Below are 24,373 nucleotides of genomic sequence, written 5' to 3' on the forward strand. Positions count from 1 at the left end.
AGCCACTTGTACCCGATCCGGCGGCTCACGCCGAACCGCCGGCAGGTCGCCGCAAACGATTCCTCGCGCTTCTCAACCGCCACCACAAACCGCATCCGCTCTTCCACGGTACAGGTCTCCTTCCACCCCATCGGCAAGGTCCTCCTTGCCGACCAGTTGACCTGTTACCCATGTCGCCGGTCTATTCTGTTACCCATGTAGCCGGTCAGGACCCGCGCCACCTTCTCCCACAAGGGGAGAAGGGAAGGACGGCGCGCAAGGCGCCTTTGCCCCTCTTTCTGAGCGCCAAATTTTCGTGAATGTTCCCGCGATTCGAGCCATTGACTCGTGATCGATCGAGCCTATACTAAACCACATGGTTAAGTATCTCGACGAGACGCTGGACCGTACGTTCGCGGCGCTTTCCGATCCCACTCGCCGCGCGCTTCTGGCACGGCTTGGCGAGAAGGAAAGCCTATCCGTGAGCGAATTGGCGCAGCCATTTCAGATGTCGCTGCCCGCGATCATGAAGCATCTCGACGTGTTGTCGGATGCCGGCCTGATCACGCGAGAGAAGACCGGCCGCACGGTGGCGTGCCGGCTGACTGCGCGACCGATGGAGCAGGCGATGGACTGGCTCAATCGCTATGTGCGCTTCTGGTCCGACAATTTCGATCGCCTTGCCGCCTTTGTGGAGGAAGACCCATGGCCATCAGCAGCGCCAAGCCCGGCCCCGCCGCGCGCCCCGGCCTCACCCTCACGCGCCGTTTCCGCGCGCGGCCGGAAAAAGTCTACGCCGCATGGACCGAACCGGAAAACCTAGTGCGATGGTTCGGGCCGGCGAATGTGAAGCCCGGCTCTGTGCGGGCTGAGCTCGATGTTCGTGCCGGCGGGCGCTACCGCATCAGTTTCAACGGCAACGACGGCGAATATCACGAAGTCGGCGGCGTCTATCGCGACGTCGTGCCAAACGAGCGATTGGTTTTCAGTTGGGCCTGGCATTCGACGCCAGAGCGCGAGTCGCTGGTGACCGTGTCGCTGAGACCCGATGGCGCCGGCACGCTGTTGACCTTCCATCACGAGCAGTTCGTCGACGAGACCGCGCGCGACAATCATGAGCGTGGATGGACCGAGCTGTTCGCCAAGCTGGAAGATTTCATCGCCTGAATGCTGTCAAAGGAGGGTGCCATGCAGCCACACAAGGTCGTGTCACGCGAGGAATGGCTCGAAGCGCGCAAGGCCCATCTGGCGCACGAGAAGGAATTCACCCGTGCCCGCGATGCCCTCAGCGCGGAGCGGCGGGCATTGCCCTGGGTCAAGATCGACAAGTCCTATCTGTTCGACGGCCCGAACGGCAAGCTGGCGTTCGCCGACCTGTTCAAGGGCAAGCCGCAACTCGTCGTGCAGCACTTCATGTTCGCGCCCGATTGGGATGAAGGCTGCAAGAGCTGCTCGTTCTGGGCCGACGGAAACGAGCGCATGATCCCGCATCTTGCGGCGCGCGACACCACGTTGGTGGCGATCTCGCGCGCGCCCTTCGAGAAGCTGGAAGCGTTCAGGAAGCGGATGGGCTGGACGTTCGACTGGCTGTCCTCGGCGAACAGCGACTTCAATCATGACTTCGCGGTGTCGTTCACGCCGGAGGAACTGAGATCGGGCGCCAGGATCTACAATTTCGGCACGTCCGGTTTCGGCGTCGAGGAGGCGCCGGGCATCAGCGTGTTCTATCGCGACGAGGCCGGCCACATCTTCCACACCTATTCGTGCTTTGCCCGTGGCCTCGACATGATGAACGCGGCCTATCACTATCTCGACCTCACGCCGCTTGGCCGTCACGAAGAGGGCCTGCCTTATCCGATGGACTGGGTGCGGCACCGTGACCAATACCAGCCGACGCCGGTTCAGGCATCCTGTTGCCATAGCTGAGAGACCCGCAAACCGTCATTGCGAGCCGCCGGGTCGGCGCTAGCGCCGCCCAATGACGGGCTCCACGAAGCGATCCATGCCGCCGTATGCGGAGAAATGGATTGCTTCGTTGCTTCCGCCTCGCAATGACGGGAACAACAACAGGAACCGCCCATGCCCTATGTCGATGGCTTCATCCTCGCCGTCCCGAAGAAGAATCTCGCCGCCTATGCCCAGATGTCGCGAAAGTGCGGCAAGATCTGGCGCGAGTATGGCGCGCTGGACTATCGCGAATGGGTCGCCGAGGACGTCAAGCCCGGCAAGCTCACCTCGTTCCCCCAGAGCGTCAAGCTGAAACCCGGCGAGACCGTCGTGTTCGCGTGGATCACCTACAAATCCCGCGCCCAGCGCGACAAGATCAATGCCAAGGTGATGGCGGACGAACGCCTCAAATCCATGATGAACGGCAAGTCGGTACCCTTCGACGGCAAGCGTATGATCTATGGCGGATTTGCGAGCCTGGTGAAGGTATAGCGGCGCTCGCGCTACACAAACTGTTTCCGCAGAGACGGCCGAAGTGATCGCCGGTCGGCCGCTGGCTGACTTGCGCCCGTGTCGCGACTCCTGTACTTTGCAATGCAAAGTTCGGACAACCGATGCGCGACCTCGACAAGGCCCTGGCCGACATTCTTGCCATCCGCAGCCAGATTGCGGCGGGCACGGCGTTCCGCGGTTACGGTCCGGCGACCGTGGCCGCCACCGCCGGCGTGGCGCTGCTGACGGCGATCCTGCAGTTCCTCTGGCTCGATAATCCGACCGGGAACCCGCTCACCTTCTTTGGCGGCTGGACCGTGGCCGCGCTGCTTTCGGCCGCGCTGATCTGGACCGAGATGCGGGCGCGCTCGCGCCGCCATCATTCCGGGCTCGCGGACGCCATGATCCAGCAGGCGGTCGAGCAGTTCCTGCCCGCGGGCATCGCCGGCGTCTTGCTCGCGATCCTGTTGTGGAAGTTCGCCCCGGAAACGCTGTGGATGCTGCCCGGCCTGTGGCAGGTGCTGGTCAGCCTCGGCGTGTTCGCCTCCGTCCGCTCGTTGCCGCGCAGCATCGCCCTTGCCGGCGCCTGGTATTTCCTCTCCGGCTTTGCGGTGCTGGTGGTCGCGAGCCAGAGCCACGCGTTGTCGCCCTGGACCATGGGCCTGCCCTTCGTCGTCGGCCAGGTTTTGATGGCTGCCCTGTTGTATTTCGCCACCGGAGAAAACGATGTCGAAGATTGAAGCCAACAACGCGCCGTTCTCCTATGACGGTCTCGACCGCGTGATCCACGAGAAGGCGCGACTCGGGCTGATGACCTCGCTGATGACGCATCCCAAGGGATTGGCGTTCGCCGATCTCAAGCAGCTTTGCGGATTGACCGACGGCAATCTCAGCCGTCATCTGCAGGTGTTGCAGGAAGCCGGACTCGTCGAAGTCACCAAGGGCTATGAGGGCAACCGCCCGCACACCACCTGCCGCCTCACCAAGGCGGGCCGCCGCCGCTTCCTCGACTATCTGGTCGTGCTGGAGCGGCTGGTGCGCGACGCCGCCAAGGCCGCGGGCAAGGAAGGCGCCGCGCCTTCCCGGCTCGGCATCCTGCCGGCCTGATCACGATTCCTTTTTTGATCGGAGACTTTGTAATGCAAAGTGATCTTTCCTCCAAACTTCACGTCGGCATCATCATGGACGGCAATGGAAGATGGGCGACGCGGAGGGGGCTGTCGCGGCTGCGCGGCCACGAGGCCGGCGTCGAAGCGATCCGCCGCATCGTCGAGGCGGCGCCCTCGCAGGGGGTCGGCACGCTGACACTCTACGCTTTCTCCAGCGACAATTGGCGCAGGCCGAAGGCCGAGGTCACCGCGCTGATGGGCCTGTTGCGCTTCTATCTCGCCAACGAGATCCAGGCGCTGGTGCGCAATGGCGTCCGCCTCACCGTGATCGGCCGCCGCGATCGCCTTCCCAACGGCATTGCGGCTGCGATCGCCCGCGCGGAAGGCGCGACGGCTGATGGCGACGCCCTGCATCTGCGCATCGCGATCGATTATTCCGCGCGCGATGCCATCCTCAACGCCGCGACGCGGGTCGCCGGCTTTGGCAAGCTCACGCGCGAGACCTTCTCCGAACTCGTCACCGGCGAGCAGAATCTGCGCGATGTCGATCTCATCATCCGCACCAGCGGCGAAAAGCGCCTATCCGATTTCATGCTGTGGGAAGGCGCCTACGCCGAACTGCACTTCACCGATCGGATGTGGCCGGAATTCGATGGGGACGATCTCGCGGACGCGCTAGCCTCCTTCCACCGCCGCGAACGCCGCTTCGGTGGCCTGCAACCGGTCGCGCTGGAGGATGTGCCGAGCCTTTGAGCGGCGCGGACGCGTGCGCAACAGGTCGGAAGTCTCCTGTTGAAGATTCAAAGCCCGTTCTTAATCACCCGGCTCGTTCGAATGTAACATGTGTCGCTCCAGTGCGAGCGTCAGGATCGAACGACCAGCGGTGACCACGTGAGTGAATACCAATATTACGAGTTCAGGGCGATCGATCGGCAGCTCAGTCCGACCGAGCAGCAGGAACTGCGCGCGCTGTCGAGCCGCGCCGACATCACCGCCAGCAGCTTTGTGAACACCTATAATTGGGGTGACTTCAAGGGCAATCCTGATCGGCTGATGGCGCGATACTTCGATCTGTTCCTGTATCTGGCCAATTGGGGCACGCGACAGATCGCAATCCGCATTCCCAAGCTCGTGCTGGACGTCCCTCGCTTGAAACAATTCATTGCCGATCGGGATGTCGCCCGCATTCGATCTGAAGGTGAAAACGTCATTCTCGACGTAGCGCGGGATGAGCTGGATGCGGAGGACGAAGGCGGAGAGGGCTGGCTGGATGCGATCGCGCCGCTGCGCAATGATCTGCTCGAGGGCGATCTCCGGTCGCTCTATCTCGTGTGGCTGATGTCGGTCGAGAACAAGGACACTCCTGACAACACGATCGAGCCGCTCGACGGACTGGGGCCGCTGACGCCGCAGCTTGTCGCATTCGCAAACTTCTTCTGCATTGACCGCGATCTCGTCGAAGCGGCGGCCGTAAGGTCCGCGATCCTGCCCCCCGAACCATCGGAACAGGAAGTCACTGCAATGATCAAAGCTCTCGGCGCGAAGGAGAAAGACGGCTATCTACGTCGTCTCTACGATGGCGATCCGCTGGTCCGCGCGGATTTCCGTCGCCGCTGCCGTCCCGCCACCTCGCCAGGGAAGCCTGTGCAACCGCGCAGGCAGGCCGGCGAATTGCGCCGGATCGCGGCTGATCTGGCGGAAGCGCGCCGCAAGGCGGAGGAAGAGCGCCGGCAGGCTAAGGATCGGCGGGAGCGAGAGCGCGAGGCGAAAGCCAGGAAGATCAGAATAAATGCACTGAAGCGGCGGGGCAAATCTGCCTGGACGGACGTCGAAGCTATTGTCGCCTTTCGCAACAACGATGCCTATGATCAAGCGGCCGTCATGCTTGCGGACTTACGCGAGCTTTCGCTCCAGCAAGGGACTGACGACGAGTTTCATCGCCGCCTGACCGATCTTCGGGCGCGGCACAAGGCCAAGCGGCAATTGCTGGTCCGGCTTGCAGCTAACGGTCTTCACTGACGTTTCCGGTCCCGGCGGGAGGCCGGCGAGCCGAAGCCGCGCCAGATTCGCATCATCATCGTCACACTAGGTTAACCCTTAGCGGCTAGCTAGGCGCACCGACCTTCCCGCGAATCAAGTACAACCAGGGTCATTCCCATGGACAAGCAGATGCGCTGCCAATGCGGCCGGCAACGGACCGTCGCGCTGGACAAGCATTTCCGTACCGTCCTGCATTGCGAGAACTGCGACGTGGTCGAGCGGGCCGAGCCGGTCAGGCCGCGCGAGGACGCGCAGGCTGCGCTCCAGGACGCCTGAGCCCTCCACTTCGCTCAAAATGCTCTAACTGCCCGACGCGAGCTCCACGAGCTTCGCGATCGTGTTGATGTTCCGCGCCGTGCCGTTCGTCGCCGCCGGTATCTTCAGCTTCGACCGGCCGATCCCTGAGCCGTAGGCGACATAGATCTCGCGCTTGCCGAGGCGCACCTCTTCGTCCTGTTGCCCCTTGATCGTTTGAAGCGCTTCGGCCGGCGGCGCCTCATCAAGGAAGATCGCGACCGTCCAGTTCGGCGGCGCCTTCGGGAACGGATTGGCCTTCAGCGCCGCGGCCATCTCGTCGGCGGTCCGGATCACCACGCCGATCGGGCTGCCCGCATAGGCCTGCAGCCGCTTCTCCAGCGCCGCTTTCACCTTCGCGGCGGGCAATTTGCTGTCGAACACCACATTGCCGCTGGCGATATAGGTTTGTACGCTTGCAAATCCTTCGGCGACGCACATCGCTTTCAGTTCGGCCATTGGCAGCTTGCCGGTTCCGCCTACATTCACGGCACGCAACAGGGCGATATAGGTTGGCATTCCAGGCCGTATCCAAGGAGCGAGGCCGTGAGCATGCCACAGGCGCGCCAAGAGGGGCTACAGGACAAACGAGGTCAACTTGAAAAACCTTCCGATCACCTTGGCCGATATCAGGGCCGCCGCGGCCACCATCCGCGATTCCGTCATCGTCACGGCCTTCAACCAGAGCCGGACGCTGAGCGAGATCTGCGGCTGCGACGTCTGGCTCAAATTCGAGAATTTGCAGTTCACCTCGTCCTTCAAGGAGCGCGGGGCGTTGAACCGCCTGCAGGCGTTGTCGCCGGAGGAACGGCTGCGCGGCGTGATCGCGATGTCGGCCGGCAATCATGCGCAGGGCGTCGCCTACCACGCCTTGCGGCTCGGCGTTCCCACAACGATCGTGATGCCGATCGGCACGCCGATGGTGAAGATCGAGAACACGCGGCGCCATGGTGCCGAAGTCATCATCTCCGGTGCGACGCTGGAGGACGCCGCGCAGTTTGCCCGCAAGCTCTGCGAGACGCGCAGCATGACATTTATCCATCCCTATGACGATCCGCTGATCATGGCGGGCCAGGGCACGATTGCGCTGGAGATGCTCGCGTCCGTACCCGATCTTGATGTGCTCGTCGTGCCGATCGGCGGCGGCGGGCTGATCTCGGGCATCGCGATCGCCGCCAGATCGCTCAAGCCCGGTCTGAAGATCATCGGCGTCCAGGCCCAGCTCTACCCATCGATGTACAACGCCGTCAGGAACGAGCATCTGCCGATGCGCGGCGATACCCTTGCCGAGGGCATTGCGGTCAAGGCGCCGGGCCAGATCACGACCAAGATCGTGCGCGAATTGGTCGATGACATCCTGCTGGTCACGGAAGATCAGATCGAGCGCGCGGTGGCGATGCTGATTTCGATCGAGAAGACGGTCGTCGAAGGAGCCGGCGCCGCGGGCCTCGCTGCGGTGTTGGCCGCGCCGGAGCGCTTCGCGGGGCAGAAGCTTGGCCTGGTGCTGACCGGCGGAAATATCGACACGCGACTGATCGCCTCGGTCCTGACGCGCGAGCTCGCGCGCGAGGGGCGATTGACGCAGCTCGCGCTCGACATCGTCGACCGACCCGGCCAACTCGCCGCCGTCTCGGCGCTACTGGCCGAAGCCGGTGCGAACATCATCGAGGTCTCGCACCAGCGCACCTTCTCGGCGCTGCCGGCCAAGGCGACGCTACTCGAGCTCGTGATCGAAACCCGTGACCGCGCCCATCTGGACGATGTGCTGGCCAAGCTCGCGGCATCAGGTTTTTCGGCGCGCTGCACGTAGATGCGTAGCCCGGATGGAGCGAGGCGCAATCCGGGGTTCTCGCACGTGGCTCCAGCAGTCCCGGATTACGCTTCGCTGCATCCGGGCTACGTAACTGCAGCTCGATCTAGCCTCTGTCAGCGCAACAGATTGGTCCGCGCCAGGGTGACGACCTCGTCGGCGCGGCCGTTCAGCACTGCCTGCACCATGTAGAGGGTGAAGCCCTTGGCCATTTCGGTGGTCACCTTGGGTGGCATCGCGAGCTCCAGGCGGTTGACGACGGCGTCGATCACGACCGGCCCGGGATGCGCGAAGGCCTCAGTAAGCTTGCCTTCGACCTCGGCCGGATCCTCGATGCGCACCCCTTTGATACCGGTGGCCTCCGCCATCGCGGCGAAGTTCGGATTCTTCAGCTCCGTGCCGGTATCGAGGAAGCCGGAGGATTTCTGCTCGAGCTCGATGAAGCCGAGCGCGCCATTGTTGAACACGATCACCTTCACCGGCAGCTTGAGCTGCGAAAGACTCAAGAGATCGCCCATCAGCATCGTGAAGCCGCCGTCGCCGGAGAGCGAGATGACCTGGCGTCCCGGCGCGGCCGCCTGGGCGCCGATCGCCTGCGCCATCGCGTTGGCCATCGAGCCATGCCAGAACGAGCCGATCAGGCGGCGCTTTCCGTTCATGGCGAGATAGCGCGCCGCCCAGACCGTCGGCAGGCCGACGTCGCAGGTGAAGATCGCGTCCTCGCTGGCGAGCTGGCTCGCGAGGCGCGCGATCTGCTGCGGATGCAGCGTGCCGCCCTTGCGGCCGGAAGCGAGCTCGTCGAGGCCGCGGCGCGCTTCGGCATAATGCTTGCGCGCGCTATCGAGAAACCGCCGGTCGTCCTTGGCCGTCAGCCGCGGCAACAGCGCGCGCAATGTCGGGCCGACCTGCCCGATGACGCCGAGCTCGACGGGCACGCGCCGGCCGATCGCCTCGGGCCTGACATCGACCTGCGCGATCCGCGCGTCCTTCGGATAGAATTGTCGATATGGGAAATCGGTGCCGAGCATCAGCAGCGTGTCGCAGTTTTCCATCGCATGATAGCCGGAGGAAAAGCCGATCAGGCCGGTCATGCCGACATCGTAAGGATTGTCCCACTCGACATATTCCTTGCCGCGCATGGCGTGGACGATCGGCGACTTCAGGGCTTCCGCAAGCTGCATCAATTCGTCATGCGCGCCGGCGCAGCCGCTGCCGCAGAGCAGCGTGACACGTTCCGATTGGTTGAGGAGGTCGGCGAGTTGTTTAAGCGCGGCATCTGATGGCGCCACCGCCGGCTGCGACAGGACCAGCCCTGTCGATGTCGAGGCAGACGTGCCGGTGGCCGGCTTGAGCGCGATGTCGCCGGGAATCACGATGACGCTGACGCAACGTTCGGCGATTGCGCGCCGCACCGCGATCTCGAGCGCGCGCGGCATCTGCTCTGCGCCCGACACCAGTTCGCAATAGGTCGAGCATTCCCGGAACAGATGCTCCGGATGCGTCTCCTGGAAAAAGTGCGAGCCGATCTCCGGTGAAGGGATATGCGCCGCGATTGCCACCACCGGCACGCGCGACCGATGGCAGTCGAACAGGCCGTTGATCAGATGCAGATTGCCGGGCCCGCAGCTTCCGGCACAGACGGCGAGTTCGCCCGTGATGTGCGCCTCGGCGCCGGCGGCGAAAGCCGCAACTTCCTCGTGGCGCACATGCAGCCACTCGACGCCGCCGTGGCGGCGCAGTGCATCAGTGAAACCATTCAAGCTGTCGCCGACAATGCCGTAGATGCGCTTCACGCCGGCTGCGGCAAAGGTCTCGACCATCTGGTCGGCAACGGTGCGGGCCATGAGATTCTCCCTGGGGGAATGGAGGTTTCGGTCGGAGGATGCGGACGTGTCACGGAGGATAGGCCATCCGAACCGAGCGAGGCGAGGACTGCTCACAGCAAGGTGACCAGGATATTTCGGGTTCGCACGGCCTCGTCTTGAGACCGTAAGGGCCTTGCTTCTAGCGGCCGGCCCAGTGCACGAAGCGCCGTTCGATCAATAGAAACAAGAGATTGAGCGCATAGCCGAGCGCGCCGGCGGCAAAGATCGCCGCATACATGCCGGGCATGTCGAACAATTGCTGCGCTTCGAATACACGCTGGCCGAGCCCGTCGGTCGAACCGATGAACATTTCGGCGACCACGATGATGACGAGTGCGAGCGACACGCCGTTGCGCAAACCCACAAAGGTCTGCGGCAGCGACTCCAGCAGCATCACGTCGAACAGCACGCGCATCCGCGACGCGCCCATCACCCTGGCGGCAAGCAGGCGGGTCTTGCGCGCGTTCATGACGCCATAGGCGACGTTGAACAGGATCACGAGGCCGGCGCCGAACGCGGCCACCGAAATCTTGGTGCGGTCGCCGACGCCGAACAGCACCAGGAACAGCGGAAACATCGCGGAGGCCGGCGTCGAACGGAAGAAGTCGATCAGGAATTCGACCGAGCGATAGAGTTTTTCCGAGGAGCCGAGCAGGATGCCGAGCGGAATGGCGATGACGGCCGCAATCGCGGTGGAGGAGATCGTCCGCACCACGGTCTTGACGAAATCGACGCCGAGCTTGCCGCTGGTCATGCCTTCCCACAAGGTCTTGAACGTCGCTGCGGGCGAGGGCAGGAGCACGGGATCGACCAGTTTCAGCCCGTTCACCAGCGTCCAGACGGCGAGCAGCATCGCGACACCGACCAGCGGCAGCAACGCCCTCGCGATTTGCTTGCGTCCGGTCATCCGCGGCGCACCTCGTGCTGAAACAGCTTCAGGCAATGCGCCTTGGTGGCGACGAAGGAGGGCTCGGTCATGGTCTTGTCGGAGCGCGGCCGCGCCGCGTCATAGGGCACGAGCTCGACTACCCGTGCCGGATGGCGCGACAGCAGCAATACGTAGTCGGACAGATACACGGCCTCTTCGAGGTCGTGCGACACCAGGACCGTCGTCGTTTTGGTCTCCATGAACACGCGCTGCAACTGCTCGCGCATGAACAGCGTCATCTCGTAGTCGAGCGCGGAGAATGGCTCGTCGAGGAACAGGATCTCCGGTTCGACGATCAGCGCGCGCATGATCGAGACGAGCTGCTGCTGTCCGCCGGAGAGGTGATAGGGATAAAGCGCAAGGTCGATCTTGACGCCGAGATGCGCCACCAGCCGCTCCACGCGCAGCCTGCGTTCCGCCTCGGGCACGCCCATCAGCTTCAGCGGATAGGCGATGTTGTCGAACGCCGGCAGCCACGGAAACAGCGCTTCGCGATAGTTCTGGAACACGTAGCCGAACTTGACGCGGCTCAGCGGCCGCCCGTCGAACAGCACCTCGCCGGCATCAGCGGGCACGAGCCCCGCGATCATGTTGATCAGCGTGCTCTTGCCGCAGCCATTCGGTCCGAACACGGAAATGAGCTTGCCGCGCGGGATATCGAAATCGAAATTGTCATAGATCACTGCGTCAGGGTAACGCTTGGAAAGCCCCCGGATCGTGACATGCGGTGCCGTCCGGCGCGACTCGTCGAAGCCGCTGGCCAGCCCGCTCGCCATGCTTGCGGCCGCGCTCGTCATACGCCCCTCAGAACTTGTGCAGGAATTTGCTGACGTCGATCTTTTCGGGCACGACGCCGATCGAGTTGCCGAAATCCGCGAAGGCCTGCAGATCGGCAAGCTGCTCCTTGGTCATGTCGCCGACCATCACATAGCCGAGCATCGGCACCATCTCGACCACGTTGTCCGGCGTGTAGGTGTTCTTGGCGAGGTGCTTGCGCGCTTCATCCGGATTGGCATTGATGAAGGCGATCGCCTTGGCCCAGGCGGCGGCGAAGCGTTTTGCCACATCCGGTCGCTTCTGGATGAAGTCGGCGGTCATCGCGCAGCCGGCGGCGTACGCGTTGGCATTCTCATTGCCGAGGATGTATTTCGAGATCACCCCGGCCTCGATCGGATGCGCGACGCCGGCCTTGATCATCATCGATGCGTTCGGCTCGAGCGTATAGCCGCCGTCGAACGTGCCGGCCGTCATCGCGTTGACGTGCTGGCCCATGTCGAGCTGGTCGATGGTGTAGTCGCCTTCCTTCAGGCCGTTCTTGGCGAGGATCGCTTTGGCGGTGTTGATGTTGGCCGGACCCGGCGCCGACATCAGTTTGGCGCCCTTGAGATCGGCGATCGTTTTCGCCGCAAAGCCGCTGCGGACGACGAACTGCTCCATCTTCCAGACCTTGGTCTGGCTGTTGAGGCTGATATAGGTGGCAACCCCCGGCTTCTTGACATTGGCGTTGAGGCCTTCGAGCGTGACCAGCACGGCGGAGACCTCGATCTGGTTGGTCATCAGCGCCGCGACATTGGCAGGCCCGCCCAGGAGTTTCGTCATCTCGGGCTCGATGTTCTGTTCCCTGAAGAACCCGCGTTCCAGCGCGACGAAATAAGGCAGCGACGAGGAGAGCGGGAACACGCCGACGGCGACCTTGTCCTGCGCCAGCGACGGGGCGGGCAGCGCCGCAAAGGCTGCGAGCAGGGCAAGGATCGCGGTCACTCGGGTCGTCAATTGCATGGAAATTTCCCCTGGGAAGTCCCGTCGGGAGTAGCAAGAAATGTGCCGCGATAGACTATGATTGCGACCTCCGAGTAAGCTCGCCCTCATTGCGATCTCTCATCAGGAAAGGCTGACCGTCATGGCCATCCGCTTCAGCCGCGTGATGCACCGAAACCTGCGCGAGACGCCCCCGAAAGCCGTCGGCGGCGAGGGTGTCTGGCTGATCGCCGAAGATGGCCGGAAAGTTCTTGATGCCTCCGGCGGCGCCGCGGTTTCCTGTCTTGGTCATCAGCATCCGCGTGTGTTGGAAGCCGTGGCGCGGCAAGCGTCAAAGCTCGCTTATGCCCATACCGGGTTCTTCTCGTCCAAGCCGGCGGAAGTGCTCGCCGACAAGCTTGTGGGTCACGAACCCGGCGGTCTCGCTTACGTCTATTTCGTCAGCGGCGGATCGGAAGCGATCGAAGCCAGCATCAAGCTGGCGCGGCAGTACTTCGTCGAAATCGGTCAGAAGCAGCGCCGGCATTTCATCGCGCGGCGGCAGAGCTATCATGGCAACACGCTGGGCGCGCTCGCGGCCGGCGGCAATGCGTGGCGGCGCGAGCCCTATGCGCCGCTGCTGTCGGAGGCGTTCAGCCATGTGACGCCGGCCTTTGCCTATCACGAGCAGCGCGACGGCGAACAGGAAGCCGATTTCGTCACACGGCTCGCGGCCGAACTGGAAGCCGAATTTCAGCGCCTCGGGCCTGATACCGTTGCCGCCTTTCTCGCGGAGCCCGTGGTCGGCGCCACCGCGGGCTGCGTGCCGCCGCCGGAGGGATATTTCAAGGCCATCCGTGAGGTATGCGATCGCCATGGCGCGCTGTTGATCCTCGATGAGGTGATGTGCGGCATGGGGCGCACGGGCACGCTGCATGCCTGGGAGCAGGAGGGTGTTGCGCCCGATATCCAGGCGATCGCCAAGGGCCTTGGCGGCGGCTACCAGCCGATCGGTGCAATGCTCTCGAGCGCCCGCATCGCTGAGACGATCCGCGACGGCTCGGGCGCATTCCAGCACGGCCATACCTATCTCGCGCATCCGCTGGCCTGCGCGGCTGCACTGGAAGTGCAGCGGATCATCGACGATGAAAGACTGCTCGATCGCGTACAGGAATTGGGCCGGCAGCTTGAACGTCGCCTCGTTGAGCGCTTCGGCAATCATCGCCATGTCGGCGATATCAGGGGCCGCGGCCTGTTCCAGGCGATTGAGCTGGTCGCCGACCGCGGCACGCGCGAGCCGTTCGATCCCACTCTGAAGCTTCACCACAAGATAAAGGCCGCGGCATTCGAGGATGGGCTTGCCTGCTATCCCTCCGGCGGCACCGTTGATGGCCGCCGCGGTGACCATGTATTGCTGGCGCCGCCCTATATCGCAACGCCTGGTGATATCGATACGATCGTCGATCGGCTCGGCCGGGCCGTCGACCGGGCGCTGACGAGCATCGGCCATTGATCGGAAGCAGAACAACGAAAATGCGTATCGCACTCATTCACGCCCTGAAGCATTCGATTCAGCCGATCGAATCATCATTCGCAAAGCTGTGGCCGGAAGCGCGGCTGATGAACTTGCTCGATGACAGCCTGTCGGCCGATCTGGCGCGCGACGGCCGGCTCATCGACGTCATGACTGAACGTTTCCTCGCGCTCGGCCGCTATGTCGTGAGCACGGGCGCCGACGCGATCCTATTCACCTGCTCCGCCTTCGGTCCGTGCATCGAGGCCGTCGCGCGGGCGCATGCGCCGATGCCGGTCTTGAAGCCCAATGAGGCGATGATCGAGCAGGCTGCGCGAAGCGGCCGCAAGGTCGGTTTGCTCTCGACATTTCCGCCGACCTTGGCGTCCATGCCTCGCGAGTTTCCTGCCTCCGTCGAGCTCGTGCCAAAACTGGCGGAAGGCGCGCTGGCGGCGCTCGACCGCGGCGATCGCGCCGAGCACGATCGGCTTGTGGTCGAAGCATCGAAAGACTTGCGCGACTGCGACGTGATCGCGCTCGCGCAATACAGCATGGCGCCGGCGGCATCAGGGGTTGAGCAGGCATCGGGACGACCGGTGTTGACGACGCCGGATAGCGCCGTGTCGAAGTTGAAGGAGATGCTCTGCTGACGGTATCCTATGCGGACAAGCGCGCTGCCGAATTGTCCTGACCAAGCGTCTTCTGGACGAAGAAGTACATCAGAGAGTTGTGCGAGCTGAGCGTTCGCGCGTCGGCATATGCAGCGTACGTTTCTGCAAGCGATGATTCATTCGCTCTCGGGTTGTTTCATCGCTTTCGCTGCCGCCGTTTAACGTTAATTAAACAGCCCCAACAATAAGTTCGCCCCTGCTGAAGAGGTTGGGCCAAAGGCCAGACTGCAACGGGGTGGGCATGATCAAAGGTATTCAAAACTTACGGATCGGAGCCAAGCTTGGCATTGCATCCGCGCTCGGCGTGATCTTCGTCGCGCTGATGATCGTGAATCAACTGACGGCGAATGCCACGGTCAGCCGCACCAATGAGAGCGTGCTCCTGCAGTCCAACATCGCGCGCGCGGCAATCGACGCCAAGGCGGAGGCGCGAGGCCTGCAGATCGGCGCGGCCAACATCCGCGTTGCCACCACCGATGAAGAATTGCAGAAGGCCACCGAGTATCTGGCGGCACGCTACAAAGGATTCCTCGGGTTCATCGATGATATCTCCCGTCTCTCGGCCGCCGATGCGCGCTCGCAGTTGGAAAAGCTGAAGAGCACGGCGACTGCCTATGAGTCCGCCGCCGAGAAACTGGCGAAGATGAAAACCGAGCTTCTGGAAATTGCCTCCGTCGAAGCTTCCGGGCTGACGATCTCGAACGAGGCCCAGGCGCGCGCCGCCCAGTTGACGACGGATTCACGACAGATCGCCAATGACGTCATGCTGTCGCTTTCCGCGGAGCTCGAATCCAACGCCAATGCGATTGTGGACCGTGCCAAGCAGGCTATGGCCGGCGAGATCGAAAAGGCGACGCAGCAGGCAGCCTCGGCCGACAGGATGTCGCTAGCGATCGGCGGCGTTGCGGCCCTGCTGCTGATCGTGACCTCGGTGCTGTCGGCGCTTTCGATCGCGGGACCGATGCGCAGCCTGAGCCGGGCCATGCAAGAACTCGCGAACGGTAATTTCGACGTCCAGTTGCCTGGCATCGGGCGCAAGGACGAAATCGGCGCGGTCGCGCGCGCTGTCGAGACATTCAAGGTCAAGGCGGAAGAGAGGGCGGTGCTCGAGGCCGACTCCAAGCGCCGGCAGGATGATACCCTCGCCGGGCAGCGCCGGGCCGAGATGATCAAGCTTGCGGATGCGTTCGAGGGAGCGGTGGGTGAGATCGTCAGCACCGTCTCGACGGCGTCGACGGAGCTGGAGCACTCCGCAAAGGCGCTCACCTCGACGGCCGAGCGCACCCAGGAAATAACGGTTGCGGTGGCGTCGGCTTCCGAAGAAGCGTCGGCCAACGTGCAATCGGTTGCGACCGCAACGGAAGAATTGTCGTCTTCGGTGAACGAGATCAGCCGGCAGGTCCAGGATTCGGCGCGAATCGCGGCGGCTGCGGTCGGCCAGGCGCGCGCCACCACCGAGCGCGTGAGCGAACTTTCCAAAGCCGCCAGCCGCATCGGCGATGTGGTCGAGCTCATCAACACCATTGCGGGCCAGACCAACCTCTTGGCGCTCAACGCCACCATCGAGGCTGCGCGCGCCGGCGACGCAGGCCGGGGCTTTGCGGTCGTCGCATCCGAGGTGAAGGCGCTGGCCGAGCAGACGGCGAAGGCGACCGGCGAAATCGGTCAGCAGATCGCGGCGATCCAGACCGCGACCAATCAGTCGGTCGGCGCCATCGGCCAGATCAGCAACACGATCGAATCGCTGGCGGAGATCGCCTCGACGGTCGCCGCCGCGGTCGAAGAGCAGGGTGCGGCGACGCAGGAGATCGCGCGCAACGTGCAACAGGCTGCACAAGGGACCGAGGAGGTCTCTTCGCGGATCACCGACGTGCAGCGCGGCGCCACCGCGACAGGCTCGGCGTCCACGCAGGTGCTCTCGTCCGCGCAATCGCTGTCCCGCGACAGCAGCCGGCTCCAGACGGAAGTTAGCCGGTTCCTGCAGACGGTGCGGGCTGCCTGACCTGACCAAAAGGTCGTCTCGGGCCGAGTGAGGTTCCTGAGACGTCCAACTCCACTTCGATTCCGATCGCGGAATGAACTCCCGCATTTCGCGCGCGTTGTCCTCGCACATGCTCGATTGTACGGGGAACCGATCATGACGAAACACGACAAGACGAAACGGCCGAGCGATGTCGACCTCTATCGCAATCCGCTGATCGGCGGATCGAAGGGCGTCACGATGGCGCAGGCGACGCCGGACGATCTCGAGGAGGTCGAAGGCGAGAACACCTTTGAGGGCGACGTCGAGAACGATACCAACCCGCAAGGCGGTATCGAGGCGCCAGATCGCCGGCAAGGCCGCCCGTCGCGCGATCAGACGCCGAAATCGCGCAAGACGGTGCTGCAGGGCAAGAAGACCCATGAGCAGCAGTTGCGGATGCTGGAACGCAAGCCCGATGTTCCCGACGCGCGCAATGTCGAGCAACGAGGCGCGCGCATTGTGGAAGATGCAGGCGCGAGACATCCGAAACAGGATGCGCGCCAGTCGGAATTTCCGGTGAGCCGCGGCGGGCTGAACCAGGAAAGCCACCACAACAAGCACAACGATCCCGGCCAGAGCGGCCATAAGCCGCAGAAGCACGGCGGGTGACGCAACTGAAATCGTGATTCGGTTGAACGGAACCAGATCACGATTTCATCTTCTGGTTTGAGCATGATCTCCGCGCAAACGCTTCGCGTTTTGTTGTCGCGAGGGCAAACCGGTCTCCGCCTTCCCGGATCATGCTCTACGGTTTGGCGGCCGCCTCCGTGCGCAGCCATTTTCGTGGCGGCGGCTGGTAGGTTCCAAAGCGGCTGAGCAGCGCGTCCACCTTGGTTTCGATGATGAGCATCTCGGCATAGGCTGCGATCGTGAAGCCTTCGGCGACCATCCTCTCCACCATCGCGATCAGCGGCGCGAAGTAATCCTTTACGTTCAGCAGGCCGCACGGCTTTTGGTGGATCCCGAGCTGGGCCCAGGTCCATTCCTCGAAAAGTTCTTCGAGTGTTCCGGCGCCGCCCGGCAGCGCGACGAAGCCATCGGATAGCTCTGCCATCATCGTCTTGCGCTCATGCATGGTTTCGACGATGTGAAGCTGGCTCAAGCCCGTGTGTCCGATCTCGCGCTCGACCAGCGCGCGCGGAATGACGCCGACGACGCGCCCGCCCGCCGCAAGCGCCGCATCTGCTATCGCACCCATCAGTCCGACCTTCCCGCCGCCATAGACGATGGTAATGCCGGCCTTTGCCAGCGCCTGTCCGGTGGCGATCGCGGTCTCCAGATAGATCGGATCACGGCCCGGGCTGGAGCCGCAGAAGATACAGACGGATTTCAGCGCTTTGGCGTTTTGGTTCTGCATTGGATCTGTGCGGACCTTTCGTGCTGCAAACGATTCGTCGGCGGATCGACGTTAGCATGAGGGGCTGGGGATCGCGGCGTTGCGCTACAACGTGATGCATCGGCGGATCGGTGCTGTGAATGACCTGCTCATATATCATTGAATTAAAAAAAGAATTTCGCCGCGCGGGCGGGTCGAGCCGAATCGGGTTTTGCGGCAGCCGGTAACGTATGCCGATCCGGGAAGGACTTCATCAACAGGCCTGTTGTCAACCTCGGAGACTGTCATCAATCTGTCGTATCGCCTGCGCTTAGCTGCGGAACCAGTCCGGCATGCTACCATGGCCGCGGCCGAGAGGGAGTGAGGCGGTGAGCGAAACGACGAGTGTCCCGGCATTGCCGGCAGATGCATCAGTGATTGCACGTATCAAGTCCGAAATCGATATTTCAGATCGTTCGCGCATCGTCACGTTCGGCGAGCGCGCCCAGCGGTCGGTGGTCGAGTTCGCCGACCGCATTCTGTCCCAGACGCAAAATCGAGAGCTCGGAACAACCGGCAAGCTGTTGTCGGACATTTTGGCAAAAGCGCGCGGGCTCGATCCCGCCGATCTCAAGGACAGCGGCCTCTTGACGCGCCTGTTCTCGTCGGCGGAGGCACGGCTGCGCCGCTTTGCCGAGCAGTTCGGCGATGTCGCCTCGCAGATCGATCGCGTCTGCGTCGAGCTCGATCGCAACAAGGAGGTCCTGCGCCGCGACATCGCGCTGCTCGACGATCTCTATGAGCAGACCAGGACCGCGCTAGGCCAGCTCGACGCGCATATTAACGCCGGCAAGGCCTTTGCCGCGGACTTCCGCGGCGGCAAGCTGGTCGAGATGGAGCGGGCTGCGACCGCGAAAGGCCAAAGCAGCGATGCCCTGCTCGCTGCGCAGACCTATCAGGACGCAGTCCAGGCGCTCGACCGGCTCGAGAAGCGCATCTTCTATCTGCAGCAGGCACGCCAGATCGGCATCCAGCAGTTGCCGCAGATCCGCATCGTGCAATCGGGCGACGAGACGCTGATCGAGAACCTGCAGGCCACCACCGAACTCACTATCCCGGTGTGGAAGCAGAAGATGATCCTGCTGCTCGGGCTGAACCGGCAGAAATCCGCGCTCGAGCTGCAGAAGACCATCACCGATGCCACCAACGAGATGATGCGCCAGGCCTCCGAGATGATGAAGACCCAGGCGATCGAGATCGAGAAACAGTCGCAGCGCGGTATCGTCGACATTACGACGCTGGAAAAGACCAATCGCGACCTGATCGACACCATCTCGGGCGTGCTCGCCGTGCAGGAGCAGGGCCGCACCAAGCGCGCCGAGATCGAACAGCGCATGTCGGAGCTGACCGACGAGTTGAAATCCGCGGTGACCAAGGCCTCTGCATGAGCCTCGCGTTGTTCCCGCGGCGCTGGCTTGCGCTGCTCGCTGCGGCGCAGCTGATCGCCGTACTGCTCTCCGGCTGCAGCGGCGGCCCGGGACCGCAATTCACCATTCTGTCGGGCTCGGAGAATGACGTGCTCGAGCCGCTGGTGCAGGAATTCTGCAAGTCGCGCAATGCCGCCTGCACCATGCGCTATCAGGGCTCGCTTGACATCGCGCTGGCGCTCAAGGGCGACGATCCGCCGGCCGACGCGGTGTGGCCGGCGGCCTCGATCTGGATCGACATGTTCGACACCAAGCGGCGAGTGAAGTCGGTCAAGTCGATCGTGCAGATGCCGGTCATCCTCGGCGTGCGCCGCTCCAAGGCGCAAGAATTGAACTGGATCGGCGCCAAGGTGACGGCCAAGGATATTCTCGCCGCCGTCGAGGCCGGCCGATTGAAATTCCTGATGACCTCGGCGACGCAGTCGAACTCGGGCGCGGCGGCCTACCTTGCGATGCTCGCGGCCGGGATCGGCAAGCCCGACCTGATCGAAGCCGGCGATCTGGACAAGCCCGAGGTGCTGGCGACGGCGCGCGGCCTTCTGAAAGGGGTCGAGCGCAGCGCGGGTTCAAGCGGCTGGCTCGCCGATCTCTATCGCGACGGCGAGCGGAATGGTGCGCGCTACCAGGCGATCTGGAACTATGAGGCTGTTATCAAGGAGACCAATGACAAACTGATCGCCGATGGCCATGAGCCGCTCTACGCGATCTATCCGGAAGACGGCGTCGCGGTTGCCGATTCTCCGCTCGGCTTCGTCGATCGCGGCCGCGGCAAGGACGTCGAAACCTTCTTTGCCGATCTGCAGGCCTTCCTGCTCAAGGGCGACGTTCAGGCACGCATTGCCAAGACCGGACGGCGAGTGGAGGTCGGCCGCGCTGCGCCGCTTCCCGCCGACCCCAAGACCAATCTGGATCCGGCGCGCGCGCTGAACGTCATCCGCCCACCCGAGCCCGCGGTGATTCAGAAGGCGCTGTCGATCTATCAGGAGGCGCTCCGCCGCCCCTCGCTCACCGCTTTGTGCCTCGACGTCTCCGGCAGCATGCAGGGGGCCGGCGAGACCCAGTTGCTCGACGCGATGCGTTTCCTTTTGACGCCCGCCCGCACCCGCGAGCTGCTGGTGCAATGGACCAAGGCGGACGAAATCCTGCTGCTGCCGTTCAACGATCATGTGCTGTGGACGGCGCGCGCCACCGGCGCCGACCCCGAGCAGGCCACGCTTCTTACCCAGGCGCTGGAGCTGCGCGCCGGCGGCGGCACCGATTTCTACACCTGTGGCGAGCGGGCGCTCGTCGCCATGAAGCCGCTGCTCGACGGCGGAGAGCATTTGCCGGCCATCGTCATCATGACCGACGGCAAGAGCCAGGGCTATTTGTCGACGTTTGAGGCCGCGTGGCGCGCGGACGGCCGCCGTGTGCCGGTATTCGGGGTCACGTTCGGCGACCAGGTCGATCGCAGCCAGCTCGACAATCTCGCGAAGCTGACCGGCGGCAGGGTGTTCGACGGCACCAAGAGCCTGACGGACGCGTTCCGCTCGGTGCGGGGATATAATTGATGGCGGCCGCGCCGTCCGGGCTCGGCTGGATTGCCGGTGGCGCGGCGGCGGCCATCCTGCTGCCTTCGCTTGCGATCGGCGTCGGGATGCCGTTCTGGATCGCTCTCCTCGTCAGCGCGCTCGCCGGCGGCGGCGTCGTTGCGGTGATGGCGCCGCGCAGGCGCTTCGCCGAACTCGACGCCAGCGGCGCGGCGCGCGGCCGCATCGAATTCGCGCGCGAACTCCTCACGGAGGCCGAGCCGCTGACGGAGCGCATGGAAACCGCGGCGGCAGCGATCCGGACCCGTGCGGTGGCCGAGCGCGTCCGCCACCTCGTGAAGATCGCGCGCGATATCTTCGCCGCGATCGAGCGGGACCCGCTGCGCATCGACCGTGTCAGGCGCTTCCTCACCTATTACCTGCCGCGCGCGGCCGAGATCACTGAGGCCTATGCTTCGCTGGAGCGCAGCGCCGTGCCCGACGCCGCGCGGCTTGCCGCGACCGGTGAATTGATCGAGCGGCTCGATGCCGCGTTCACGCGCTACGCGGCCAATCTGCAGGATGCCGATCTCGACAGGCTCGACATCGAACTCAAGCTTTTGAAAAGCTCGCTCGACGAGGATATCGGACCGGCGCGGGCCGATATCCCGTCCGGGCAGAAGAAGGGAACAACCTGATGGCCATGTCGCGTCGTGCGTTCGGGATCGGCCTCGTCGCCGCAAGCGCCGCGGCGACCGGAGGCTATCTCTATCTTCGCGAACATCCTGAGATCGCCGGCCGCTTCGGTGAAGCCAAGAAGCTGTTCGGGTTCGCCGGCGGCGAGAAGGAAGGCTTCCTCGCCAATGCGCGTGTCCGCGGCGTGCTCGAACGCCGCTTTGGGCTGGTGCTCGACGGGCGCCGCGCTGGATCGGTGGAGATGGTGCGCGAGCGTGCATTGCTCGACCAGAAGCCGCAATTCCTGTGGCCGTCTTCCTCCGTGCTGGTGGAGGTGGCGCGCACCTCGGGCGTGAAGATTTCGCGCGACCAGGTGATCTTCAACTCGCCGATCGTGCTCTATTCATGGGACCGCATCGCCGATGGCCTGGTGAAGGGCGGCTTCGCCGAGCCGATGGGCGGCCCGCGCTACAAGGCGGACCTTTCAAAGCTGCTCAAGGCGATCATCGCTGGCGAGACCTGGGCGGCGATCGGCGTCTCCGACCTGTTCGGCCGCGCCCGCATCGTCTGCACCGATCCGAACAAATCCAATTCGGGATTCATGTTCGCCGGCCTCGCGGCGAGCCTGCTCTCGGGCGACGTGGTGATGCCGGATACGCTGAGCCGCATCGACGGTGACGTCGCCACCGTGTTCCGCCGCATGGGGTTCAAGCCGCCATCCTCGGGAAAACTGTTCGACGATTATGTTGCCGGCGGCGCCGGCGCGCAGCCGCTGATCGTCGGTTACGAGAATCAATTGGTGGAGTGGGTGCTGCAGGATGCCGAGCGCTGGAAGCGGCTGGAGGCCAACGCGCCGGCCAAGCCGGTGATCCTCTATCCGCAGCCGACGGTGTTCTCCGCGCATCCGTTGATCAGCATCGAGCGCCAGGCCGACGACCTCATCGACGCGCTGATGAGCGAAAGCCTGCTCGAAATGGCATGGGAGGATCACGGATTCCGCGGTCCGCTCGGCACCATCGGCAAGGCGCGCAATGCGCTGCTGCAATCGCGCCTGATCGAGCGCATCGACGCGGTGCTGCCGATGCCGGACGCCCCGGTCATGCTGGCGCTGCTCGACCGGTTGGCAGCATAGCGCGCAAGCGGTGCACCGCGCCTCAATCGTTGGGCCTTACCAGCCTGCCGGGCTGGCTATGCCGGCGATCTCAATAGTCGGACTTCGGTCCGCCCTGATACCGGCGCACGTTGGGCCAGTACGCGAGCCAGGGCGCTGCGGGCTCGAAGGCGTAAGGGTAGTACGCGGCTTGTGCAGCGTAAGATGCCGCGGACCAATGCGTGCGCGCGTGCGTTTTCGGGCTGCCTGCAACCGCCGCGCCCGAGATTGCGATCAGCATGATGACCGATGCAGCCAGTGCGAGTTTGTTTGCCATGAATTCCTCCTTGTGCCTCCGGCTAACGAATGCATTTTGCGGTAACCGCGAGCGGTGCCGCATGCCGGAACTTCGAAGGTCAGGGTTACGCGCACATTTCAAGGCCGGATAATTCGGTTACATCTGCCACATGCCGCGTGTGCCCCGGCAATTGATGGGGCGGGCAATTGATGGGCGTCACAGCTCCGGACCGGACAGCCTCATCTCTCGTTCCGCCCTGAACACATTGCTGTAAAGGTTTGCGATCCATTGGCGGCCGCTTGACGTGACGTTCAGGTATCGAATGGCGGTCGATATCTGCGGCGCAACGGTGTTCCAATAGAACTGCGGATATTTGTACACGACATCGGCCGGGGTATCGTAGCCGAGCTGCTTGTTCATCCCGGTCTCTTCGAATTCATAGAAGAGAGCGTTCGCCTTCCTCAGATAGTTGGGGTCGCCGAGTTGGCCGATCAGGTCCGCGGCGCGCAGCAGCAGGCCCTCTTCATTGTTCAGATCGTCGTCCGACGATGACGGCGCGTAGGGAAATCGCGTGTATTCGATCGCGCGCGCCATCCGGTTGGCGTCGACGTGTTCAACGGTATCGAAACGTTCCAGCGCGAACAGTTTGGACCGGTCCACGTGATAGGGCGCGAGCGCTGCGTCCGACGCGCCGCGCGGAAGCCGGATGGTCGCGCCGGTGACATCGGCGACATAGAGGTCGTCCCCGTCCCCTTGAAGGACGCCGCGGACATAGCCGATGTCGTGGATCAGGCAGGCCAGGATGAAATTTGAATAGTCCTCGGCCGTCGTCGGCCGCGACAAGGCGCGCCCCATCAGGATGTCATGGCCGGCCAGGGTGACCAGCATCGAGTGCTCGATATCGTGATAGAGCGCGTCGCTGTTGCCGATGCATTCGAGCGACAGGCGTGCCGCATATGGCAGAAGCTCGTTGAGGTAACCGTAAGACGCACCGAACCGTCCGTTTGTCTCGGAGGCCAGAAAGGCGCCAAGCGCCTGCGCGGTCAGATGTGGAATGGTGAGCATGTTGCTGCTCGCTCAATCGCGGCCGGTCGAAAGATAGCACAGTCGGTTCGGGCCGTCTTCAGGCGGCATGTTGAAAATGATATGGATCGGGACGTTAGAAACGCCCGGGGGCGCGCCGTTGACCTGGATCAACCACAGTGGACTTGTCGTCTTTTTCTCACTTTTCGTGTGCGCCGCACACGAGGCAAAGGCCGTCCCGCTGACGCCGTTCCGCTATCAAGCCCAGGCCCAGCGGCATTGCCCTGATGATTCCGTGGTTTGGCTCGATTTCCGGCGCGCGCGCTATTACCTGAAAGGGCAAAAACGTTACGGACTGGGTCACACCGGAAGCTTTGTGTGCAGGAGCGAAGCCCGCGCCAGCGGCTACCGGCGCTCCCTTCTCGGGCTGAGGTAGCGGTGCGCCCGACCGCACGTGAGGTGGGTGCCTATGGCGATAGGCCCGGTCAAGCTCGGCCCGCAAGGACCGCTGCAGCCGCCGGATATCCGGCTACGGTATGCATCATGGCGGTTGGTCACGTGACGTTCAG

27 protein-coding genes are annotated in these 24,373 nt (G+C 63.6%); 19 read left to right on the top strand and 8 right to left on the bottom strand.

All coding sequences use genetic code 11. From position 1 onward, the window contains the following. The first annotated feature begins 355 nt into the window (after positions 1–355). The 9 genes from ACZYOF_RS09430 (at position 356) to ACZYOF_RS09470 (ending at position 5,843) form a co-directional block, all read left to right on the top strand. Entirely contained in the window at positions 356–802 is a 447-nt protein-coding gene (locus ACZYOF_RS09430; RefSeq protein WP_282529110.1) for an ArsR/SmtB family transcription factor, read from the top strand. After that, positions 802–1,146: an SRPBCC family protein gene (locus ACZYOF_RS09435; protein ID WP_394567642.1), complete on the top strand. Its 345-nt coding sequence runs from the start codon at positions 802–804 to the stop codon at positions 1,144–1,146. The genes ACZYOF_RS09430 and ACZYOF_RS09435 overlap by 1 nt, the downstream gene beginning before the upstream one ends. 21 nt (positions 1,147–1,167) lie before the next feature. Next, positions 1,168–1,905, top strand: coding sequence for a DUF899 domain-containing protein (locus tag ACZYOF_RS09440; protein WP_463715573.1), 738 nt, complete (start codon positions 1,168–1,170; stop codon positions 1,903–1,905). Between the two features lie 153 nt (positions 1,906–2,058). Beyond that, positions 2,059–2,418 carry a DUF1428 domain-containing protein gene (locus ACZYOF_RS09445; protein ID WP_130580697.1) on the top strand — a complete coding sequence of 120 codons (360 nt, stop codon included), beginning with the start codon at positions 2,059–2,061 and terminating at the stop codon, positions 2,416–2,418. Positions 2,419–2,540: 122 nt separating this feature from the next. Continuing rightward, complete coding sequence (locus ACZYOF_RS09450) at positions 2,541–3,158, top strand: hypothetical protein (RefSeq protein ID WP_282529107.1); 618 nt, start codon at positions 2,541–2,543, stop codon at positions 3,156–3,158. Further along, positions 3,145–3,525 carry a winged helix-turn-helix domain-containing protein gene (locus ACZYOF_RS09455; protein WP_394567644.1) on the top strand — a complete coding sequence of 127 codons (381 nt, stop codon included), beginning with the start codon at positions 3,145–3,147 and terminating at the stop codon, positions 3,523–3,525. The genes ACZYOF_RS09450 and ACZYOF_RS09455 overlap by 14 nt, the downstream gene beginning before the upstream one ends. Before the next feature lie 32 nt (positions 3,526–3,557). Beyond that, on the top strand, positions 3,558–4,280 hold the full coding sequence (locus ACZYOF_RS09460) for a di-trans,poly-cis-decaprenylcistransferase (RefSeq protein ID WP_282529105.1): 723 nt from the start codon (positions 3,558–3,560) through the stop codon (positions 4,278–4,280). Between the two features lie 138 nt (positions 4,281–4,418). Then, positions 4,419–5,546 carry a hypothetical protein gene (locus ACZYOF_RS09465; protein ID WP_463715574.1) on the top strand — a complete coding sequence of 376 codons (1,128 nt, stop codon included), beginning with the start codon at positions 4,419–4,421 and terminating at the stop codon, positions 5,544–5,546. Positions 5,547–5,684: 138 nt separating this feature from the next. After that, on the top strand, positions 5,685–5,843 hold the full coding sequence (locus ACZYOF_RS09470) for a hypothetical protein (protein WP_463715575.1): 159 nt from the start codon (positions 5,685–5,687) through the stop codon (positions 5,841–5,843). Positions 5,844–5,867: 24 nt separating this feature from the next. On the opposite strand, the gene ACZYOF_RS09475 is transcribed toward ACZYOF_RS09470, so the two are convergent. Continuing rightward, positions 5,868–6,380: a DUF1697 domain-containing protein gene (locus ACZYOF_RS09475; protein ID WP_463715576.1), complete on the bottom strand. Its 513-nt coding sequence runs from the start codon at positions 6,378–6,380 to the stop codon at positions 5,868–5,870. A 79-nt stretch (positions 6,381–6,459) separates the two neighbouring features. On the opposite strand from ACZYOF_RS09475, the gene ACZYOF_RS09480 reads away from it, so the two are divergent. After that, the gene (locus ACZYOF_RS09480) at positions 6,460–7,671 is read left to right on the top strand and encodes a threonine ammonia-lyase (protein WP_463715577.1); all 1,212 of its coding nucleotides are present in this window, start codon (positions 6,460–6,462) and stop codon (positions 7,669–7,671) included. Between the two features lie 116 nt (positions 7,672–7,787). Here the strand turns inward: ACZYOF_RS09480 and poxB are convergent, their stop codons facing one another. From poxB to ACZYOF_RS09500, 4 genes are all read right to left on the bottom strand, one after another. Continuing rightward, a complete protein-coding gene (gene poxB / locus ACZYOF_RS09485; RefSeq protein WP_463715578.1) occupies positions 7,788–9,515 on the bottom strand; it encodes a ubiquinone-dependent pyruvate dehydrogenase in 1,728 nt (575 codons plus the stop codon). A gap of 160 nt (positions 9,516–9,675) precedes the next feature. Continuing rightward, positions 9,676–10,443 carry an ABC transporter permease gene (locus ACZYOF_RS09490; RefSeq protein ID WP_463715579.1) on the bottom strand — a complete coding sequence of 256 codons (768 nt, stop codon included), beginning with the start codon at positions 10,441–10,443 and terminating at the stop codon, positions 9,676–9,678. After that, positions 10,440–11,261 (bottom strand): ABC transporter ATP-binding protein, encoded by an 822-nt coding sequence (locus tag ACZYOF_RS09495; RefSeq protein WP_463715580.1) that lies wholly within the window; start codon positions 11,259–11,261, stop codon positions 10,440–10,442. The genes ACZYOF_RS09490 and ACZYOF_RS09495 overlap by 4 nt, the downstream gene beginning before the upstream one ends. A 7-nt stretch (positions 11,262–11,268) precedes the next feature. Continuing rightward, a complete protein-coding gene (locus tag ACZYOF_RS09500; RefSeq protein WP_463715581.1) occupies positions 11,269–12,243 on the bottom strand; it encodes an ABC transporter substrate-binding protein in 975 nt (324 codons plus the stop codon). A gap of 121 nt (positions 12,244–12,364) precedes the next feature. Here ACZYOF_RS09500 and ACZYOF_RS09505 point away from each other — a divergent pair, with 121 nt between their 5' ends. The 4 genes from ACZYOF_RS09505 (at position 12,365) to ACZYOF_RS09520 (ending at position 17,017) form a co-directional block, all read left to right on the top strand. Continuing rightward, positions 12,365–13,714: an aspartate aminotransferase family protein gene (locus ACZYOF_RS09505; RefSeq protein ID WP_463715582.1), complete on the top strand. Its 1,350-nt coding sequence runs from the start codon at positions 12,365–12,367 to the stop codon at positions 13,712–13,714. A 20-nt stretch (positions 13,715–13,734) separates the two neighbouring features. Further along, positions 13,735–14,364 (top strand): aspartate/glutamate racemase family protein, encoded by a 630-nt coding sequence (locus ACZYOF_RS09510; RefSeq protein ID WP_463715583.1) that lies wholly within the window; start codon positions 13,735–13,737, stop codon positions 14,362–14,364. A 262-nt stretch (positions 14,365–14,626) separates the two neighbouring features. Next, the gene (locus ACZYOF_RS09515; RefSeq protein WP_463715584.1) at positions 14,627–16,387 is read left to right on the top strand and encodes a methyl-accepting chemotaxis protein; all 1,761 of its coding nucleotides are present in this window, start codon (positions 14,627–14,629) and stop codon (positions 16,385–16,387) included. Positions 16,388–16,522: 135 nt separating this feature from the next. Further along, positions 16,523–17,017, top strand: a complete 495-nt coding sequence (locus ACZYOF_RS09520) for a hypothetical protein (protein WP_245476426.1) — start codon at positions 16,523–16,525, stop codon at positions 17,015–17,017. A gap of 136 nt (positions 17,018–17,153) precedes the next feature. On the opposite strand, the gene ACZYOF_RS09525 is transcribed toward ACZYOF_RS09520, so the two are convergent. Further along, entirely contained in the window at positions 17,154–17,765 is a 612-nt protein-coding gene (locus ACZYOF_RS09525; RefSeq protein ID WP_463715585.1) for an LOG family protein, read from the bottom strand. A 311-nt stretch (positions 17,766–18,076) separates the two neighbouring features. Here ACZYOF_RS09525 and ACZYOF_RS09530 point away from each other — a divergent pair, with 311 nt between their 5' ends. From ACZYOF_RS09530 to ACZYOF_RS09545, 4 genes are read left to right on the top strand one after another with little or no spacing between them, the layout of a single operon-like run. Further along, positions 18,077–19,171 carry a toxic anion resistance protein gene (locus ACZYOF_RS09530; protein WP_463715586.1) on the top strand — a complete coding sequence of 365 codons (1,095 nt, stop codon included), beginning with the start codon at positions 18,077–18,079 and terminating at the stop codon, positions 19,169–19,171. Then, complete coding sequence (locus ACZYOF_RS09535; protein ID WP_463715587.1) at positions 19,168–20,760, top strand: vWA domain-containing protein; 1,593 nt, start codon at positions 19,168–19,170, stop codon at positions 20,758–20,760. The genes ACZYOF_RS09530 and ACZYOF_RS09535 overlap by 4 nt, the downstream gene beginning before the upstream one ends. Then, positions 20,760–21,416, top strand: coding sequence for a 5-bromo-4-chloroindolyl phosphate hydrolysis family protein (locus ACZYOF_RS09540; RefSeq protein ID WP_394567662.1), 657 nt, complete (start codon positions 20,760–20,762; stop codon positions 21,414–21,416). The genes ACZYOF_RS09535 and ACZYOF_RS09540 overlap by 1 nt, the downstream gene beginning before the upstream one ends. Then, positions 21,416–22,525, top strand: a complete 1,110-nt coding sequence (locus tag ACZYOF_RS09545; protein WP_130580096.1) for a hypothetical protein — start codon at positions 21,416–21,418, stop codon at positions 22,523–22,525. The genes ACZYOF_RS09540 and ACZYOF_RS09545 overlap by 1 nt, the downstream gene beginning before the upstream one ends. 70 nt (positions 22,526–22,595) lie before the next feature. Here ACZYOF_RS09545 and ACZYOF_RS09550 read toward each other — a convergent pair whose 3' ends face one another. Next, the gene (locus ACZYOF_RS09550; RefSeq protein ID WP_463715588.1) at positions 22,596–22,820 is read right to left on the bottom strand and encodes a hypothetical protein; all 225 of its coding nucleotides are present in this window, start codon (positions 22,818–22,820) and stop codon (positions 22,596–22,598) included. Between the two features lie 177 nt (positions 22,821–22,997). Continuing rightward, entirely contained in the window at positions 22,998–23,846 is an 849-nt protein-coding gene (locus ACZYOF_RS09555; RefSeq protein ID WP_463715589.1) for a metal-dependent phosphohydrolase, read from the bottom strand. A gap of 127 nt (positions 23,847–23,973) precedes the next feature. Between ACZYOF_RS09555 and ACZYOF_RS09560 the strand changes: the two genes are divergently transcribed. After that, positions 23,974–24,240, top strand: coding sequence for a hypothetical protein (locus tag ACZYOF_RS09560; protein ID WP_394567668.1), 267 nt, complete (start codon positions 23,974–23,976; stop codon positions 24,238–24,240). The last annotated feature ends 133 nt before the right edge of the window (positions 24,241–24,373 follow it).

The sequence above is a fragment of the Bradyrhizobium sp. LeoA1Lang genome (genome assembly GCF_055413685.1).

Coding starts and splice junctions, on each gene's coding strand:
- ACZYOF_RS09430 (WP_282529110.1), top strand. CDS start 356: ATGGTTAAGTATCTCGACGAGACGCTGGACCGTACGTTCGCGGCGCTT.
- ACZYOF_RS09440 (WP_463715573.1), top strand. CDS start 1,168: ATGCAGCCACACAAGGTCGTGTCACGCGAGGAATGGCTCGAAGCGCGC.
- ACZYOF_RS09445 (WP_130580697.1), top strand. CDS start 2,059: ATGCCCTATGTCGATGGCTTCATCCTCGCCGTCCCGAAGAAGAATCTC.
- ACZYOF_RS09450 (WP_282529107.1), top strand. CDS start 2,541: ATGCGCGACCTCGACAAGGCCCTGGCCGACATTCTTGCCATCCGCAGC.
- ACZYOF_RS09455 (WP_394567644.1), top strand. CDS start 3,145: ATGTCGAAGATTGAAGCCAACAACGCGCCGTTCTCCTATGACGGTCTC.
- ACZYOF_RS09460 (WP_282529105.1), top strand. CDS start 3,558: ATGCAAAGTGATCTTTCCTCCAAACTTCACGTCGGCATCATCATGGAC.
- ACZYOF_RS09470 (WP_463715575.1), top strand. CDS start 5,685: ATGGACAAGCAGATGCGCTGCCAATGCGGCCGGCAACGGACCGTCGCG.
- ACZYOF_RS09475 (WP_463715576.1), bottom strand. CDS start 6,380: ATGCCAACCTATATCGCCCTGTTGCGTGCCGTGAATGTAGGCGGAACC.
- poxB (WP_463715578.1), bottom strand. CDS start 9,515: ATGGCCCGCACCGTTGCCGACCAGATGGTCGAGACCTTTGCCGCAGCC.
- ACZYOF_RS09490 (WP_463715579.1), bottom strand. CDS start 10,443: ATGACCGGACGCAAGCAAATCGCGAGGGCGTTGCTGCCGCTGGTCGGT.
- ACZYOF_RS09495 (WP_463715580.1), bottom strand. CDS start 11,261: ATGACGAGCGCGGCCGCAAGCATGGCGAGCGGGCTGGCCAGCGGCTTC.
- ACZYOF_RS09500 (WP_463715581.1), bottom strand. CDS start 12,243: ATGCAATTGACGACCCGAGTGACCGCGATCCTTGCCCTGCTCGCAGCC.
- ACZYOF_RS09505 (WP_463715582.1), top strand. CDS start 12,365: ATGGCCATCCGCTTCAGCCGCGTGATGCACCGAAACCTGCGCGAGACG.
- ACZYOF_RS09510 (WP_463715583.1), top strand. CDS start 13,735: ATGCGTATCGCACTCATTCACGCCCTGAAGCATTCGATTCAGCCGATC.
- ACZYOF_RS09515 (WP_463715584.1), top strand. CDS start 14,627: ATGATCAAAGGTATTCAAAACTTACGGATCGGAGCCAAGCTTGGCATT.
- ACZYOF_RS09520 (WP_245476426.1), top strand. CDS start 16,523: ATGACGAAACACGACAAGACGAAACGGCCGAGCGATGTCGACCTCTAT.
- ACZYOF_RS09525 (WP_463715585.1), bottom strand. CDS start 17,765: ATGCAGAACCAAAACGCCAAAGCGCTGAAATCCGTCTGTATCTTCTGC.
- ACZYOF_RS09530 (WP_463715586.1), top strand. CDS start 18,077: ATGCTACCATGGCCGCGGCCGAGAGGGAGTGAGGCGGTGAGCGAAACG.
- ACZYOF_RS09535 (WP_463715587.1), top strand. CDS start 19,168: ATGAGCCTCGCGTTGTTCCCGCGGCGCTGGCTTGCGCTGCTCGCTGCG.
- ACZYOF_RS09540 (WP_394567662.1), top strand. CDS start 20,760: ATGGCGGCCGCGCCGTCCGGGCTCGGCTGGATTGCCGGTGGCGCGGCG.
- ACZYOF_RS09545 (WP_130580096.1), top strand. CDS start 21,416: ATGGCCATGTCGCGTCGTGCGTTCGGGATCGGCCTCGTCGCCGCAAGC.
- ACZYOF_RS09550 (WP_463715588.1), bottom strand. CDS start 22,820: ATGGCAAACAAACTCGCACTGGCTGCATCGGTCATCATGCTGATCGCA.
- ACZYOF_RS09555 (WP_463715589.1), bottom strand. CDS start 23,846: ATGCTCACCATTCCACATCTGACCGCGCAGGCGCTTGGCGCCTTTCTG.